Genomic DNA, 16,046 nt, shown 5'->3' with positions numbered 1-16,046 from the left:
TCGTGGGTCGTGGGTTTTGGGTCAGCTGAGCGTGTAGCCGATGCGCAGTCCGCCGGCCATGGTGATGTCCTCTGCCGTCGGGCGGTCGTGGTCTCTCAGGTCGGCGATCGTCCAAGCGAGCTTCAGGATTCGGTCGTAGCCTCGGGCGGTGATCCGCTCCTTCATCAGCAGGTCGTCGACGCTCTTCCTGACCGGTGGCGGCAGACGCCACCGCTGCGACCGCAGCGCCGGCCCGGGGACCTCGCTGTTGCACTGCCACCCCTCACCTCCCTCGGACCACCGCGCTGCGGCCGCCTCCCTGGCCCTGACCACCCGTTTCGCCACCTGCTCGGACGGTTCCGCTTCTTCCGACAGCTCGGCCAGGATCGCCGAGGGCGGCACCGCCGGGAGATCCACCCGGAGGTCGATCCGGTCCATCAGCGGCCGCGAGATCCTCGGCAGATAGCCGCGCTTCACCTGCGGCGTGCAGATGCAGTCGTACGGCTTGTTCGGCGCACATGGACACGGGTTGGCCGCCAGCACGAGGATGACCTTGGCCGGATAGCAGATCGAGGTGTTCGCCCTCCTGATCCGCACCTCACCGCTTTCCAAGGGCTGGCGCAACGAGTCCAGGACCGGCCGCTTCCACTCCGGCGCTTCATCGACGAACAGCACGCCCCGGTGAGCGAGCGCCAGCGAGCCCGGTCCCACGAAACCACTGCCGCCTCCTATCAAGGCCTGCATGGTGATCGAGTGGTGCGGCGCCTCGAAGGGGGCATGACGCATCAGTGTTGCCGCGCCTCCGGAGAAGCGGCCCCGGAGGGAATGCAGCGAGGTGACCTCCACGGCCTCGGCATCGGTCAGCGGAGGAAGGATCGACGGCAGCCGCTCGGCCAGCATCGTCTTGCCCGCGCCCGGAGGACCCACCATCAGCATGTGGTGGCCTCCTGCCGCCGCGATCTCGAGGGCGCGGCGGGCGGCCGGTTGGCCACGCACGTCGGCGAGGTCCGGCAGCGGCGGTGGCGCATCCGGGGCCGTTCGCATCACCGGTTCGAGCGTGGTCTGGCCGAACAGCCAGGCCACGAGCGTCGCAAGATCGCGCGGGGCGTAGACCGCGAGACCGTCGACGAGGGAGGCTTCTGCGGCGTTCTCCGGTGAGACGATCGCGGTGCGCATCCCGCACTTCCGGGCCTCCATGAGCGCGGGGAGCGTGCCCGGCACGGCCCGGAGGCTGCCGTCGAGGCCGAGTTCCGAGAGCAGGACCGTGTCGTTCAGCTTCTCGGTCGGCAGCGTGTCGTCCGCGCACATGATGGTGAGCGCCAGTGCGAGGTCCGCCGCCGAGCCCGTGGTCGGAAGGGAGGCCGGGCCGAAGTTGACGGTCACGGATTTGTCAGGGAACCGCAGGGCGGAGTTCGCCATCGCGGAGCGGACGCGGGTCTGCGCCTGGTTCACGACGCTGTCGGGCAGGCCCGACATGCGGACCGTGTCCGTGCCCTTCGCGGAGGACTTGAACACCGAGGCCTCGACGGTGACCGCGACGGCGGTCGCGCCGATCATGCAGACGGTGTTGGTGCGCGCGTAACCCATGGCGGTCCCCTTGGCGGTGTTCGAGTGCGAGTCTCCGCGGGCCGGTGACGGTGAGCGCGAGGCGGTCGATCCGCCAGGGCTGGTCGGTGCGGCAGTGCTGCCTGAGCCAGGCGCGGGCGAGTTTCTCGATCCGGTCGAGCTTGTCGCCGTCGACGGCGCCGAGCGGGCCGCCGTACCGGTCGGATCGGCGGGTCTTGACCTCGCAGAAGACGACCGTGTCGGCGGAGCGGGCGATCAGATCGAGTTCGCCGAGGCGGTGGCGCCAGTTGCGGGCGAGGATCTGCATACGGTCGCGTTGGAGGTGGGCGGCCGCGAGTTGCTCGCCGAGGCGGCCGAGTTGGTGCGGGGTGAGCCGTTTGAGGTTCACGGCCGGGCTCGGCAGGGCCGGTGGGGTGCGGAGCGGGGCCGGTGGTGCGGCGGTGGAGGCGGGCGGGTTCACGGCTGGGCCTCCGTCCGGCCGGGGCGGGGGAGCAGGCGGACCTTGCCTGCGCCGAACAGGAGCATCGGGTCGAGGTAGAGCGGGCCGCGTTTGAGGCCGAGGTGGAGGCAGGTCTGGCCGGGGCAGGAGGCATGGTCGGGTTGAAGGCGGCCGATCGTCTGGCCCGCGGTGACCGTGGTGCCCGCGGTGACGAGGGGTTCGACCGGTTCGTAGGTGGTGCGGAGGCCGTTGTCGTGGACGATGCTGACCACGCCCCGTCCGGCGAGTTCATCGGCGAAGACCACGGTGCCCGCGCCGGCGGCGGTGACGGGGAGGTCGGTTCCCGCTGCGAGGTCGACGCCGCGGTGGCCCGCGAGCCACGGTTCGGGTGGCGGGTCGAAGCGGGTAAGGAGGTCGAGGGTGCCGACCGGGGAGTGCCAGGGGCCGTGGGCGGGGTCGGGTGGCGGTGCGGTCTGCTCGAGGGCGGGTGCTTCGGCCCTGGCGATCGTGGGGGCGGCGATCGCGGCGGCGGCGAGGAGCGATGCGGTTATGAGGCTGATGGCCATTGCGGTGTGTAGTTGTCGCATGACTCAATGCTGACCGGGGTGCCCGGTTTCGGCAACAGAAAGTTTTCTGCCTGTGGATAACTTTGTTCGGAGGGGTTGCGACCTGGGCGTCTGGTTCACGAGGTATGGGGATCTTCGAGGGCTTCGGCGGGCCTGTCGTGGCGCGCGCGGCGATTGCGTCTGTCACTGCCGTCCACCGCGTTCGTAGAGCGCACGGGGGTTTGAGTACACTGATCGGAGCGGTACGGGGCCCTTGTGTCCTGAACCGACTTCGCGCGCTCGCCGCGGCCCGACCTCCATCGCACGCTCTGCAGGGGCGCACTGCGACGGATGCGGTCCGGCCCTAGCGATCTCCCAGGTCCGGGACTTCCCGGTTGCAGATCGCCGGAGGCGAGTGCCAGGCGCGGGACGCCCGGACTTCGGGCGGCTCCCGCGATTGAACCAGGGAACGAAAGGAATACAACCGTGTCGGTTGTCACTATGCGTCAGCTCCTCGAGAGCGGCGTGCACTTCGGTCACCAGACCCGTCGCTGGAACCCGAAGATGAAGCGGTTCATCCTCACCGACCGCAACGGCATCTACATCATCGACCTGCGCCAGTCAGTCGACTTCGCGGTCAAGGCCCACGACTTCGTCAAGAACGTCGTCGCCGAGGGCGGCGAGGTCCTGTTCGTGGGCACCAAGAAGCAGGCCCAGGAGGCCGTCTCCGAGCAGGCCCTGCGCGTCGGCATGCCCTTCGTGAACCACCGCTGGCTCGGCGGCATGCTCACCAACTTCCAGACGATCCAGAAGCGCCTCATGCGCCTCAAGGAACTCGAGATCATCGAGGCCAACGGTGCGGCGAACCGCACCAAGAAGGAAATGCTCCAGCTGATGCGCGAGAAGGACAAGCTCGAGCGCACGCTCGGCGGCCTCCGCGACATGGAGAAGACCCCGGCCGCGATCTGGATCGTCGACACCAAGAAAGAGCACATCGCCGTCGACGAGGCCCGCAAGCTCGGCATCCCGATCGTCGCGATCCTCGACACCAACTGCGACCCCGACGAGGTCGACTTCCCGATCCCCGGCAACGACGACGCGATCCGCTCCGTCGCCCTGCTGACCAAGGTCATCGCCGACGGTGTCGCCGAAGGCCTGCTGGCCCGCTCCGGCGGCCAGGTCGCGAAGGGCGAGGGCGAGCCGCTCGCCGACTGGGAGAAGGAACTGCTCTCCACCGACGCCGCCGAGACCGAGGTCGCGGAAGCCGCCGTCGAGGCCGCAGAGAACACCGAAGAGTCCGTGAAGGTCGTCGAGCCGTCCGGCGAGAAGACCGTCGAAGACGAGAAGTAAGAAGGGGAGCAATGGCCAACTTCACGATGGCTGACGTCAAGAAGCTCCGGGAAGCCACCGGCTCCGGGATGATGGACGTCAAGAAGGCCCTCGAAGCGGCTGACGGCGACTACGACGCCGCCCTTGAGGCCCTGCGCATCAAGGGTGCCAAGGACGTCGGCAAGCGCGCCGAGCGCACCACGGCCCAGGGCCTGGTCGCGCAGTCCGGCAACACGCTGCTCGAGCTGCTGTGCGAGACCGACTTCGTCGCCAAGAACGGCGCGTTCATCGAGCTCGCCCAGACGCTGGTCGAGCTGGCCGACGAGGTCCGCCCCGCGGACGCCGAGGCCTTCGCCAAGGCCGAGCTGAACGGCAAGGCCGTCGCCGAGGTCATCGCCGAGGAGTCGGTGAAGCTCGGCGAGAAGCTCGCCCTCGGGCGCGTCGGCTCGCTGGAAGGCGACGTCGCGGTCTACATGCACCGCAAGGCCGCCGACCTCCCGCCGGCAGTCGGCATCATCGTCTCGTACACCGGTGACGCCGAAGCCGCCCGCCAGGTCGGCATGCAGGCCGCCGCGATGCGTCCGAAGTACCTCACCAGCGACGAGGTCCCGGCCGAGATCATCGAGGCCGAGAAGCGCGTCGCACTCGAGACCGCCAAGGAAGAGGGCAAGCCCGAGCGCGCCTGGGACAAGATCGTGGAAGGCAAGGTCAACGCCTACTTCCGTGACTTCGCCCTGCTCTCGCAGACCTCGGTCCTCGACAACAAGAAGACCGTGTCCCAGGTGCTCGCCGAGGCGGGCACCGAGGTCACCGGCTTCATCCGCTACGAAGTCGGCCTGGACTAGCAAGCAGCCCGCACACGCGGACTACACTGGCTCCAGCCGTAAGCACGGGAAGGGGCGGCGGCGCAGGCCGCCGCCCCGTTCCATGCCCGGAGAAAGCGCCTGCGCCCTCGAGCGCCGCCGCACGCGAGGCCGCCACCGCGGCCGGAGCGAGCGCGGCCCGGCGCGGGCAGTACGGTCAACGGCAGCGCAGCCGCCAGGGTCACGTCAGAGCAGGGGAGTGCCATGAGTCAAGACACGTACCGCCGGGTCGTGCTGAAACTGTCAGGTGAGGCCTTCGGCGGCGGCGCCGTCGGCGTCGACCCCGATGTCGTCCAAGCCGTCGCACGCCAGATCGCGGCCGGCGTCGCCGCGGGCGTCCAAGTGGCCATCGTCGTCGGCGGCGGCAACTTCTTCCGCGGGGCCGAACTCCAGCGCCGCGGCATGGACCGCGCCCGCGCCGACTACATGGGCATGCTCGGCACCGTCATGAACTGCCTCGCCCTCCAGGACTTCCTGGAGAAGGAAGGCGTCGACACGCGCGTCCAGACCGCCATCGCCATGGCCCAGGTCGCCGAGGCCTACCTGCCGCTGCGCGCCATCCGCCACCTCGAGAAGGGCCGCGTCGTCATCTTCGGCGCCGGCGCGGGGATGCCCTACTTCTCCACCGACACCGTCGCCGCCCAGCGCGCCCTCGAGATCGGCGCCCAGGTCGTGCTCGTCAGCAAGAACGGCGTCGACGCCGTCTACACCGCCGACCCGCGCACCGACCCCGCCGCCCAGCGGCTCGACGACATCACCTTCGACGAGGCCCTCAAGCGCGAACTCATGGTCGTCGACCAGGCCGCCTTCAGCCTCTGCAAGGACAACGCACTGCCGATGCTCGTCTTCGGCGCCGACGACGACGGCAACCTCCGCCGCGCCATCATCGGCGAACAGCTCGGCACCCTCATCCACGCCGCCGACGACTGACCCGCGGACGCCGGCCGCCTGCACGAACCGGCCGGGTCCGATGACATCCACGCCACCGAGCCACGCCGCCGGGACGGTACGGTCAGAAGTGCTGTCAGGCCGCGAGAGAATGTGAGAAAGCCGTGATTGACGACACCCTCCTCGAAGCCGAGGAGAAGATGGAGCGGGCCATCGAGCACGCCAAGGAGGAATTCGCCGCCATCCGCACCGGCCGCGCCTCCTCCTCAATGTTCAACCGGATCACCGTCGACTACTACGGTGCGCCCACCCCCATCCCGCAGGTCGCCTCCATTGCGATCCCCGAGCCGCGCATGGTCATCGTCAAGCCCTTCGACGCCTCCCAGATGAAGGACATCGAGGACGCGATCCGCAACTCGAACCTCGGCGTCAACCCCTCCAATGAGGGCACCCAGCTGCGCCTGAACCTGCCTCCCATGACCGAGGAGCGCCGCCGCGAGATGATCAAAGTGGCCAGGACCAAGGGCGAGGACGCCAAGATCGCGATCCGCAACGTCCGCCGCAAGGCCAAGGACGAGATCGGCAAGGTCGTCAAGGACGGCGAGGCCTCAGAGGACGAGGGGCACTCGGCCGAGAAGGAGCTCGACGACCTCACCGGCCGCTTCGTCAAGAACGTGGACGAGCTCATGAGCTCCAAAGAGTCTGAGCTGCTCGAGATCTGATGAACGCCCTTCCCGACGGACCGCCCGGCCGTCGCCCGCAGCCGTCGCCGGACGGGCGAGGGCCCGGCGCCGCCGAGGTCGACCCTGACGACCGCAAGCCCAAGGCCGGCCGCAACCTTCCCGTCGCCATCGGCGCCGGGCTCGGCATGGCCGCGGTCGTCCTGGCCTCGCTCCTGATCTGGCCCACCGCCTTCCTCGGCGTCGCCGTCATCGCCGTGGCCGTCGCCTGCTGGGAGACCGGCACGGCGATGCGCAAGGCCGACCGGAACGTCCCGGTGATCCCGCTGGCCGCCGCCGGCGCGCTCATCGTGGTCCTCGCCTGGTTCGGCGGCGCCACCGGCCTGCTGCTCGGCACCGCCGTCGGCGTGGCCGCCCTGTTCGTGTGGCGCCTCTCCGAAGGCGCCACCGGGTACCGCACCGACACCGCCGCCGCCGCGCTCCTGCTCGTCCAGGTCCCGTTCCTGGCCGGGTTCATCATGCTGCTCGCGAACGCCGACAACGACTCGGCGCGCTGGATCGACGGCGCCGCCGCGCAGGTCATCATCGCGCTGTTCACCGTCGTCTGCTCCGACACCGGCGGCTACACCGCCGGCGTCCTGTTCGGGCGCCACCAGATGACCCCGCGCATCAGCCCCAAGAAGTCCTGGGAGGGCCTCGGCGGTTCCGTCGTGGCCGCCGCCATAGGCGGTTCGGTCACCCTGTGGCTGTTCTTCGACGTGCCCTTCCCGTTGGGCGTGGCGTTCGGCGTGTGCGTCGCGCTGGCCGCTACGTTGGGGGACCTGTCCGTCTCGCTGCTGAAGCGGGACCTCGGCATCAAGGACATGAGCAATCTCATTCCGGGCCACGGCGGGGTCATGGACCGGCTCGACTCGATCCTCATGGTCGCCCCAGTGGCTTACGTGTGGTTCCGTTACCTGCTCGGGTGATGTGTCCTGATTGGTGTATCCGTTGAAGGAGGGCCCGGGGTGAATTCCATGATCCGGGGTTGGCGGGTTCCGGTCCTGTCATGCGAGACTAGGTCGTGACATGTCTGTAGCACTCACGTTGACCGAACCGCGCCCCCGCAAGGCTGCGCCGCGGCACCTCGCCGACCTCGACCTGGCCGGGTGCCAGTCCGTTCTCTCTGAGATCGGGCAGCCCGCCTTCCGCGCCAAGCAGCTGCGCCAGCAGTACTTCGGCCGCCACGTCGGCGACGCGTCCCTCATGACCGACCTGCCCGCCGACGCGCGCGAGGCCATCGGCGAGGCGCTGCTCCCGCAGCTGCTCAGCCCGGTGCGCGTCGACTCGTGCGACGACGGGCGGACCGTCAAGGCCGTGTGGCGCCTCTACGACGGCTCGCTCGTCGAGAGCGTCATCATGGCCTACCCGGACCGGGTGACCGCGTGCGTGTCCTCGCAGGCCGGTTGCGGCATGGCCTGCCCGTTCTGCGCCACCGGCCAGGGCGGTCTCGACCGCAACCTCACCACCGCCGAGATCGTCGACCAGGTGGTCGCGGCAGCGCGGCTCGCCGAGGAGCGCGGCCTGGGACGGCTCTCGAACATCGTGTTCATGGGCATGGGTGAGCCGCTGGCGAACTGGGCCCGCCTCAAGAGCGCCCTGCACCTCATCACCAAGCCGGTGCCCGACGGGATCGGGATCTCGGCTCGGAGCGTCACGGTCTCCACGGTCGGCCTCGTGCCCACCATCAATAAGCTCTCGGAGGAGGGCCTGCCGGTGCGACTGGCGGTCTCGCTCCACGCCCCCGACGATGAGCTGCGCGACGAGCTCGTCCCCATCAACACCCGCTGGAAGGTCGCCGAAGTGCTCGACGCGGCCTGGGAGTACGCTCGGGTGACGAAACGTCGTGTTTCGATCGAGTACGCGATGATCAGGGACGTCAACGACCAGCCTTGGCGGGCGGACCTCCTCGGGAAGCTGCTCGCGGGCAAACTCGTGCACGTCAACCTGATTCCATTGAACCCGACTCCGGGAAGCCGCTGGGACGCCAGTCCCAAACCGGTCGAAGCGGAGTTCGTACGGCGGCTGCGGGCCGCGGGTGTGTCCACGACGGTGCGCGATACGCGCGGCCAAGAGATCGACGGCGCGTGCGGGCAGCTGGCCGCTTCGGTCCGGGAGGCCGGCACGCCCGGCCGCGCCGGAGCGAAGCCGCTCGGCGCCTCTGGCGCCGAGGATTAGGCGGAGAAGGGTGGCTTGGTAGTGGCGAGTCATGGTGACCGGTTCCGGCGCCGGGCGTTGAGCCGGGGCTACAAGGTCGATGAGGTCGATGCGTTCCTCGACCGCGTCGAGGCGACCCTCGCCGGGGAGCCCGTGGGCAGCCCCGTGTCGGCCGACGAGGTCGACGACGTCGTCTTCAGGGTCCGTTTCGGCGGCTACGACGAGTGGCAGGTGGACGTCTACCTCGACCGCGTCGCGCGCCAGCTCGCCGAGCTCGAGGAGCGCGGCGTCCTCGGCACCGCGCCCGCCCCCGACTACGGGAAGGCCGAGGTCGGCGCTGCGCCCGCCCCGCCGATGCAGGCGGCCCCCGGGTCGCGACGCGCTCCCGAACCCCAGGCGACGCAGGTCATTCCCGCTGCGACGCAAGCGATCCCCGCACACGAGATGATGGGCGCCCGCGAGATGGCGCCACCGCCTCCCACTCCCGAACCGGTCGGCCGCGGACGCGGCGCCTCGCGCGGCGCGGCGGTACCCCCGCCCTCCGACCACGAGGGCTTCGGCGACCTGCGCGGCGGCGACGACGAGGGCTTCGGCTTCCTCGCCGGTCCCCCCGACGACGACTACGACGACCCGTTCGCGCAGCGAAACGGGGCGGACCAAGGGCTCGGCGCCAAGCGCAACGGCGCCGGCCAGGACTTCGGCCGCGGCGGTCCGAACGACTTCGGGCCCGGCCAAGGCGACTTCGGCCGCGGCGGCCAGGGCGACTTCGGCCCCGGCGACTTCGGCGGCCAGCGCGGTGCCAACGGATTCGGCCCGCGCGGCGGCGCCCCTGAACCCGCCGGTTTCGGCAACGAGTACGGCGCGCCCGCGCCCGAACCCGCAGGGTTCGGCAATGAATACGGCGCTCCCGAGCCGGGCGGCTTCGGCAACGAGTACGGCGCTCCGCGCGGCCCCGAGCCGGTGCGCGGCGAGTTCGCCCCGCCCACGCAGGCGGTGCCCCGTGCCGGGATGCCGATGCACGAGGGCCCGCAGGCCGGTCCGATCCCGCACGGCGCCACCGAGCAGCTGCCGCTGCAGTCCGACCCGCGGCGCGGTGGCGGTTTCGGCCAGCAGGGCGCTCCGAACGACCTCCCCGCCCCGTTCGGGCAGAACGAGGGTCCGGGCGGTTTCGCCCCGGGCGACGCGCCCGGCGGATTCGGCCAGAACGACGCTCCCGCCTACGGTCCGAACGACCAGGGCGTCTACGGCCAAGGCCGGCGGTCGGCCCCCGAGCCCGCTCCCGGCTTCGGCGCGGCCTACGACGACGAGTTCAGCGACACCGGGAGCCGCCGCGGCATGCCGCAGCAGCCCCCGATGCAGCAGCCGCCCATGCAGGGCGGCCACCAGGGCCCGCCGTCGGGCGCGATCCCGCAGGCCGGGCGCTACAGCCAGCCCGAACCCGAGCCGGTGCCGCCCGCGGCGCCGACCCAGGCGATCCCGCAGAGCCTCGTGAACGGCATGGGCCAGAACCCGATGGGCCGCCCCGAGCCGCAGCAGTCCGATCCGTACGGCGGCGCCCCGCGCCGCGAGTACGGCCCGGGCGGCGGGTTCGGACAGCCGAGCGGCCAGCAGCCGCCGCAGGAGGACACCGGGTACGGCCGCCGCGCGGCCGCACCGAGCCCGCCGATGCAGCCGGGTTTCGACCGCGGCCCGCAGCACGAGCCGACGGGCGGCTTCGGCGCCCCCGCCGGACCGCCTCCCGGCCCCGCCGACCACGGTTTCGGACCGCAGGGCGCCCCGCCCGCGCCTCCCGCCGACCCCGCAGGGTTCGGTCAGCCGAGCGCCCCGCGCGGTGCGGCCACGCCGCCTGACTTCGGCCGCCGCAACCCGTACGAGGGCCGCGGCGCGTTCGAGGCCCCCGGCCGGCACGGCCGCGAGGAGATGACGACCGAGATGCGGGCGTCCGACTCCCCGTTCACCCCGGACGACGTGCAGCGCCTGGAGCAGATGCGCCGGGCCTTCCAGCCGCGCCGTTTCGGCTCGGGCTACGACCCCAGCCAGGTGGACCAGATGTTCGACGCGGTCTCCGCGGCGATGACCGGGCGCAACCCGGTCCCGCTCTCGGACCGCGAACTCGACACGAGCCAGTTCTCCCTGGTCCAGGGCGGGTACTTCGAGGCCGAAGTGGACTCGGCGCTGCGCGAGGTGCGCGAGATGTTCGCCCGCCGCGGCATGATGCACTAGCAAGCACGCGAATGGGCGGGTCCGCGATGGCGGACCCGCCCATTGCTTTTCTCAAGATTCAGTGTGTTCGCGGCCCCGTGCGCGCCGCGCTCGGGAGCGGCGTCAGCGCAGGCCGGTCTTGCGCATCCAGGCGTCGGAGACGATGACGCCCAGGAGCACCACGACGGTGATGCCGATGAAGACGTCCTCGATCCAGCCCTGGTGGTTGCCGAACAGGTACGCCAGGTTGATGACGATGGCGACGCTCAGCGCGGTGTACAGGGCCTTGCGGCTGGTGGGCTTGCGCTGCGCGGGCGAGAGCACCTGCTCTTCTGCGGCCATGTGACTTCCTCCGAGGTCTTCGTTGTTCGGCCACAGTCTCCCACGCCACAAGCCCGAACGTCGGGGGCCCGTCGATGCTGTGACTTGTAGAGTTGAGGCGTCGTCGTCCTCCTGTCCGGAAGGGTCACTGTGCGAATCACCGGTACTGGCCACGCCAGCATGTTCATCGAGACCGCCGCGGGGTCGATCCTGTGCGACCCCTGGGTGAACCCCGCCTACTTCGCCTCCTGGTTCCCCTTCCCCGACAACTCGCAGCTGGACTGGAAGACCCTCGGCCAGGCCGACTACCTGTACGTCTCGCACCTCCACCGCGACCACTTCGACGAGGAGAACCTCTCGGAGCACATCAGCAAGGACACGACGGTCCTGCTGCCGGAGTACCCCACAGCGGAGCTGGAGTCGGAGCTGCGGGCCCTGGGCTTCCACAAGTTCATCAAGACCGTGTCCGAGGAGATCGTGGAGCTGCCCGGCGGCGTCAAGGTCATGATCCAGGCGCTCACGAGCCCCACGGACGGGCCGATCGGCGACTCGTCGCTGTGGGTCGAGGACGCCGACGGGACCCGCCTGTTCAATCAGAACGACGCGCGCCCCACCGACATGAGCGTGTTCCTGCAGCACGGCAAGATCCACGCCCACCTGCTGCAGTTCTCGGGCGCGATCTGGTTCCCGATGGTCTACGAGCTGCCCGACAACGCCAAGCGCGCCTTCGGGAAGCAGAAGCGCGAGCGCGGCTTCGACCGCTCGCTGCGCTACATCGACGATGTGAAGGGCGACTGGGTCTTCCCGATCGCCGGCCCGCCCTGCTTCCTCGACGACTCGCTGTACGAGTTCAACGACGTGTTCGGCGACGAGGGGAACATCTTCCCCGACCAGATGTCCTACGTGGAGTGGCTGGAGGAGCAGGGCCGCAAGCAGAACATCATCCTGCTGCCGGGCTCCGTGGCCGAGGTGAGCGCCGACGGCTCCGCGTCGGTCGTGCACCCGGTCGACGACATCCGCGAGTGGTTCAAGAACAAGAAGCAGCACCTCGACGAGTACAAGGAGCGGATGCAGCCGCGCCTCGAGGCGGAGAAGGCCTCCTGGTCGCACCCGGAGATCGACGTCCTGGAGACGCTGCGCGAGCGCATCGAGCCGCTCATGCAGTCGGCCGAGCACATCGCGACCGGCATCGGCGGCCCCGTCCGCTTCGACCTCACCGCGGCCGACTCCGACCAGGTGGTCGAGTCGATCGTCTTCGACTTCCTCGAGCGCAGGATCTACCACGACGACGGCGCGAAGGTCCGGTACCGGTTCCGCACCGAGCGGCGACTCATCGAGCACCTGCTGCACATCCGCGAGGTCGACTGGGTCAACTCGCTGTTCCTCTCGTGCCGCTTCACCGCGGCGCGCATCGGCCAGTACAACGAGTACGTGTACGCGTTCTTCAAGTGCCTCTCGGAGGAGCGCCTGCAGTACGCCGAGGGCTGGTACGCCGAGCAGCGCCCCGACGACGAGGACATCACGGTGCAGGGCTGGCAATTCCAGCGTCGCTGCCCGCACCTCAAGGCCGACCTCTCGGTGTTCGGCAAGGTCGAGGAGGGCGTCCTCACCTGCCAGATGCACGGCTGGAAGTGGAACCTCAAGTCCGGCAAGTGCATGACGAGCGTGGGGCATGACATTCGAAGCGCTCGCGCTGAGGATGCTTGAGCAGGGTCGAAGCGCTCGCGCTGAGGATGCTTGAGTTAAGCGGCCGCGTCGAAGAGGGCGCTGCGGAGTCTTCTTGAGACGGAGGGCCGGACCGTTACGGTCCGGCCCTTCACTCCTCCATGCCGAAGTCGCGCAGCATGGACTTGATCTGGGCCTTGTAGAACTCGTCGATGTTGTGCTGCACCGGCAGCGACCCGAACGCCTCCATGGTGACCAGGCCGAACACCCGCACCCAGGCCGAGGTGAACGCGAACACCCACGACAGCGGGAGGCGTTCGCCGATGATCATCAGCGAGCAGCTCTCGATGAGCTCCTGCTGGAGTCCCTCGGACATCTCGGGCAGGCTGACCGAGCCGAACTCGAACCCCTCGCCCTCGGTCTGCCGGTAGAACGCGGCGAGTTCGCGCCCGCACAGCTGGGCGTGCTCCATCGATTTCAGTATCACCGGGTCGAGGTGCTCGACGTCGATGGCCGCCGGGTCGGCGCAGATCGACATCGCGCTGTTGCCCTCGGGGTAGCTGATCATGAGTTCGAATTCGCGTCGGTTGCCCACTGACCAGGCGCGGAACGCCCAGACCCAGGCCTTCATCCGTTCGAGGTGCGCCTCGGGCGGCGCTTCGTCCATCGCCGCGCGCGTTGCAGCGATAAGTTCGTCGTAGAGGTCGCAGACGAGTTGGATGAGCAGCGCGTCGAGGTTGTCGAAGTACCGGTACAGCGCGGCGGGCGTCACGCCGACCTCGCGGGCGATGGCCCGCAGGGAGATGCCGCTGGGGCCTTGCTCCAGCAGTTGTCTCCTGGCGCTCGCCTTGATCTCGGCGATCGTCTCGGCGCGCATCCGTTCGCGGCGGGACGGGCCTCCCGCGGTGTTCGAGGTCACTGCTCTCCTCAGACTACAACTTGGTTAACGGTGTTGACTCTATCGATGGGCGTTCATTATAGTGAACACCGTTAGCAAATTAATCAACGCTCACCATCCTACCGCCAGGCGCCCCTCGCGCACCAGCGGTCAGCGCCTCACCTTTATTGGAGAAGCACATGTACTCCCTGCTAGGCAGAGCGGTCATCAAAGCCCGCTGGTTCATCGTCGCCGGCATAGCCGCGGTCTTCGCGATCGGCGCGACCTGGGGACTCGGGGTCTTCGACGAGTTCACCGACGGCGGTTACGTCTCCCAGGACTCGCAGTCGGTGCGCGACGCCGAGGCGATCGAGGAGGAGTTCGGCTCCACCGGCGCCGAAGTCGTGGTCCTGTACGAGTCCGAGACGATGACGGCGGACGACCCGGCATTCGCCGAGGCCGTCAAGGGCGCGGTCGCCGACATCGACGACCTCGAGGGGGTCGAGACCGTCACCTCCTACTACGACACGCAGCTGCCGTCCTTCGTCTCCGAGGACGGGCACGCCACCTACGCGGCCGTCTCGCTCGCCGGCTCCTCCGACGAGGCCCAGGCCCAGTCCTTCGAGGCCATCGAGGACCAGCTGAGGGACGCCGGGGACACCGGCGACCTCACCGTCTCCCTCGGCGGCGGTGCGGCGATCTTCGCCGACCTCAACGAGCAGGTCCAGCACGACCTCGAGATCGCCGAGATGATCTCGATGCCGATCCTGCTGCTCATCATGATCGTGGTCTTCGGCGCCCTCGTGGCCGCCTCGCTGCCCCTGCTCATCGGCGGCATGTCGATCCTCGGCGGCTTCGCGATCACCCGCGTCATCACCGAGTTCACCGACGTCTCGGTCTTCGCGGCCAACGTCATCACCATCATCGGCCTCGGCATGTCCATCGACTACTCGCTGTTCGTGCTCCGCCGGTTCCGCGAGGAACTCGCGGCCGGTCGCGACAAGCGCCGCGCCGTGCTCAACACCGTCGCCACCGCCGGTCGCACCGTCATGGTCTCGGGCGTCATCATCGTCCTCTCGATGGGCGGCCTCCTCTTGGTCGACGTGCCGTTCCTGCACGGCATCGCCTACGGCGTCATGTCCGCGGTGGGCGTGGCCATGCTCTCGGCGCTCGTGGCGCTCCCGGCACTGCTCTACCTGCTCGGCCACCGCGTCGACAAGGGCCGCCTGCCCTGGCGGAAGAACAAGGAGCCCAAGACCGACACCGGGTTCTGGCACGGCCTCGCGGCCGGCGTGATGCGCCGCCCCGTGCTGGTGCTGCTGCCGGTCCTGGCGTTCATGGCGCTGCTCGCCAGCCCGATCCTCGGCGTGCAGTTCGGCGGCGTCGACGAGCGCGACATGCCGAAGGACGCCGAGTCCCGCGTCGTCACCGAGACCATCGCCGCCGATTTCCCGGGCGGCGAAGAGGAACGGTTCCAAGTCATGGTCACCGGTGGCCAAGATGCGGCCGCCGAAGCCACTGCAGCGATCCTGGAGCTCGACAACGTCGACGACGTCGTGCCCGCCGCCGCGCCCCAGGACGACGCGACCCTCCTCGACGTCCTCTACGACCTCGACCCGTTCAGCGCCGAGGCCCGCACCCTCATCGAGGACACCCGCGCCATCGAGGTCGACGGCGCCGACCTGTACGTGACCGGCGGCGCCTCCGACCGCGTCGACATGCTCGACGCGATCGGCGAGGGCCTGCCCTACATGCTCGGCTACATCGTCATCGTGACCATGGTGGTGCTGTTCCTGGCCTTCGGCTCGATCGTGCTGCCGATCAAGGCGGTCCTGATGAACGCCGTCTCGCTCGGCGCCGCGCTGGGCATCGTGGTGTGGATCTTCCAGGAGGGCCACCTCTCCGGCCCGCTGGGATTCACGCCCTCGGGCTTCATCGACCCGTCGAACCTGCTGCTCATGATCGCCCTGCTCTTCGCCCTCGCCACCGACTACGAGGTCTTCCTGCTCTCGCGGGTGCGGGAGGAATGGGACAAGGGAGCCGACAACCGCACCGCCGTCCTGCGCGGCATGCAGTCCACCGGCTCGATCATCACCGCCGCGGCCCTGATCCTCATCGTGGTGGTGGGCGCGTTCGCCTTCAGCGGCATCACCTTCATGAAGATGATCGGCCTGGGCATGGCGATCGCGATCTTCCTGGACGCCACGGTCGTCCGGATGCTGCTCGTGCCCGCCACGATGCGCCTCCTCGGCCGCGCCAACTGGTGGGTCCCGGGCCCGCTCGGCCGGCTCTACTCCAAGTACGGCATCAAGGAGGGCGACGACTCGGTTGCCGCCGTTGAGGAGCGGTCGCACGCCGGGGTGCGCTGACCAGACCATCCACTGGGGAACCAGCGGCCCGCCCGGATTTCCGGGCGGGCCGCATTTCGTTGCGGGAGCGGCGGAATCGCGCTTCGGTAACGGCCCGGGACCGGAGAGCGAAAGATATTCGGGAATT

Annotated in this window: 12 protein-coding genes and 2 pseudogenes; 9 read left to right on the top strand and 5 right to left on the bottom strand. The window is 69.5% G+C overall.

The window, feature by feature from the left end; all coding sequences use genetic code 11:
- Positions 1-21: 21 nt before the first annotated feature.
- From QWI33_RS02795 to QWI33_RS02785, 3 genes and pseudogenes are all read right to left on the bottom strand, one after another.
- Positions 22-1,566: a YifB family Mg chelatase-like AAA ATPase gene (locus tag QWI33_RS02795; protein WP_353895342.1), complete on the bottom strand. Its 1,545-nt coding sequence runs from the start codon at positions 1,564-1,566 to the stop codon at positions 22-24.
- A 19-nt stretch (positions 1,567-1,585) separates the two neighbouring features.
- A pseudogene (locus tag QWI33_RS02790) lies at positions 1,586-1,933 on the bottom strand (YraN family protein); the annotation flags it as partial.
- Between the two features lie 68 nt (positions 1,934-2,001).
- Entirely contained in the window at positions 2,002-2,571 is a 570-nt protein-coding gene (locus QWI33_RS02785; protein WP_289954638.1) for a M23 family metallopeptidase, read from the bottom strand.
- A 444-nt stretch (positions 2,572-3,015) separates the two neighbouring features.
- Between QWI33_RS02785 and rpsB the strand changes: the two genes are divergently transcribed.
- The 7 genes and pseudogenes from rpsB to QWI33_RS29555 all read left to right on the top strand — a co-directional run.
- Positions 3,016-3,879 (top strand): 30S ribosomal protein S2, encoded by an 864-nt coding sequence (gene rpsB, locus QWI33_RS02780; RefSeq protein ID WP_289954637.1) that lies wholly within the window; start codon positions 3,016-3,018, stop codon positions 3,877-3,879.
- Positions 3,880-3,890: 11 nt separating this feature from the next.
- Entirely contained in the window at positions 3,891-4,703 is an 813-nt protein-coding gene (gene tsf / locus QWI33_RS02775) for a translation elongation factor Ts (RefSeq protein ID WP_289954636.1), read from the top strand.
- A gap of 222 nt (positions 4,704-4,925) precedes the next feature.
- Entirely contained in the window at positions 4,926-5,651 is a 726-nt protein-coding gene (pyrH, locus tag QWI33_RS02770) for a UMP kinase (RefSeq protein WP_289954635.1), read from the top strand.
- Between the two features lie 122 nt (positions 5,652-5,773).
- Positions 5,774-6,331 (top strand): ribosome recycling factor, encoded by a 558-nt coding sequence (gene frr / locus QWI33_RS02765; protein ID WP_289954632.1) that lies wholly within the window; start codon positions 5,774-5,776, stop codon positions 6,329-6,331.
- The gene (locus QWI33_RS02760; RefSeq protein WP_289954630.1) at positions 6,331-7,257 is read left to right on the top strand and encodes a phosphatidate cytidylyltransferase; all 927 of its coding nucleotides are present in this window, start codon (positions 6,331-6,333) and stop codon (positions 7,255-7,257) included. The genes frr and QWI33_RS02760 overlap by 1 nt, the downstream gene beginning before the upstream one ends.
- A gap of 100 nt (positions 7,258-7,357) precedes the next feature.
- Complete coding sequence (gene rlmN / locus QWI33_RS02755) at positions 7,358-8,506, top strand: dual-specificity RNA methyltransferase RlmN (RefSeq protein WP_289954627.1); 1,149 nt, start codon at positions 7,358-7,360, stop codon at positions 8,504-8,506.
- Positions 8,507-8,527: 21 nt separating this feature from the next.
- Positions 8,528-8,780: pseudogene (locus QWI33_RS29555) on the top strand (DivIVA domain-containing protein); the annotation flags it as partial.
- A 2,030-nt stretch (positions 8,781-10,810) separates the two neighbouring features.
- Here the strand turns inward: QWI33_RS29555 and QWI33_RS02745 are convergent.
- Complete coding sequence (locus QWI33_RS02745) at positions 10,811-11,029, bottom strand: hypothetical protein (RefSeq protein ID WP_270114375.1); 219 nt, start codon at positions 11,027-11,029, stop codon at positions 10,811-10,813.
- Between the two features lie 129 nt (positions 11,030-11,158).
- Here QWI33_RS02745 and QWI33_RS02740 point away from each other — a divergent pair, with 129 nt between their 5' ends.
- Positions 11,159-12,715, top strand: a complete 1,557-nt coding sequence (locus tag QWI33_RS02740; protein WP_289954623.1) for a Rieske 2Fe-2S domain-containing protein — start codon at positions 11,159-11,161, stop codon at positions 12,713-12,715.
- Between the two features lie 109 nt (positions 12,716-12,824).
- Here QWI33_RS02740 and QWI33_RS02735 read toward each other — a convergent pair whose 3' ends face one another.
- Entirely contained in the window at positions 12,825-13,592 is a 768-nt protein-coding gene (locus QWI33_RS02735) for a TetR/AcrR family transcriptional regulator (protein ID WP_289954621.1), read from the bottom strand.
- A 158-nt stretch (positions 13,593-13,750) separates the two neighbouring features.
- On the opposite strand from QWI33_RS02735, the gene QWI33_RS02730 reads away from it, so the two are divergent.
- The gene (locus QWI33_RS02730) at positions 13,751-15,919 is read left to right on the top strand and encodes an MMPL family transporter (protein WP_289954619.1); all 2,169 of its coding nucleotides are present in this window, start codon (positions 13,751-13,753) and stop codon (positions 15,917-15,919) included.
- The last annotated feature ends 127 nt before the right edge of the window (positions 15,920-16,046 follow it).

This window comes from Glycomyces tritici (assembly GCF_030403505.1).
The sequence above is the reverse complement of the archived record's forward strand: the minus strand, read 5'-3'. Positions and strand labels throughout refer to the sequence as shown.

Coding starts and splice junctions, on each gene's coding strand:
- tsf (WP_289954636.1), top strand. CDS start 3,891: ATGGCCAACTTCACGATGGCTGACGTCAAGAAGCTCCGGGAAGCCACC.
- QWI33_RS02730 (WP_289954619.1), top strand. CDS start 13,751: ATGTACTCCCTGCTAGGCAGAGCGGTCATCAAAGCCCGCTGGTTCATC.
- QWI33_RS02745 (WP_270114375.1), bottom strand. CDS start 11,029: ATGGCCGCAGAAGAGCAGGTGCTCTCGCCCGCGCAGCGCAAGCCCACC.
- QWI33_RS02795 (WP_353895342.1), bottom strand. CDS start 1,566: ATGGGTTACGCGCGCACCAACACCGTCTGCATGATCGGCGCGACCGCC.
- QWI33_RS02785 (WP_289954638.1), bottom strand. CDS start 2,571: ATGCGACAACTACACACCGCAATGGCCATCAGCCTCATAACCGCATCG.
- pyrH (WP_289954635.1), top strand. CDS start 4,926: ATGAGTCAAGACACGTACCGCCGGGTCGTGCTGAAACTGTCAGGTGAG.
- QWI33_RS02760 (WP_289954630.1), top strand. CDS start 6,331: ATGAACGCCCTTCCCGACGGACCGCCCGGCCGTCGCCCGCAGCCGTCG.
- rlmN (WP_289954627.1), top strand. CDS start 7,358: ATGTCTGTAGCACTCACGTTGACCGAACCGCGCCCCCGCAAGGCTGCG.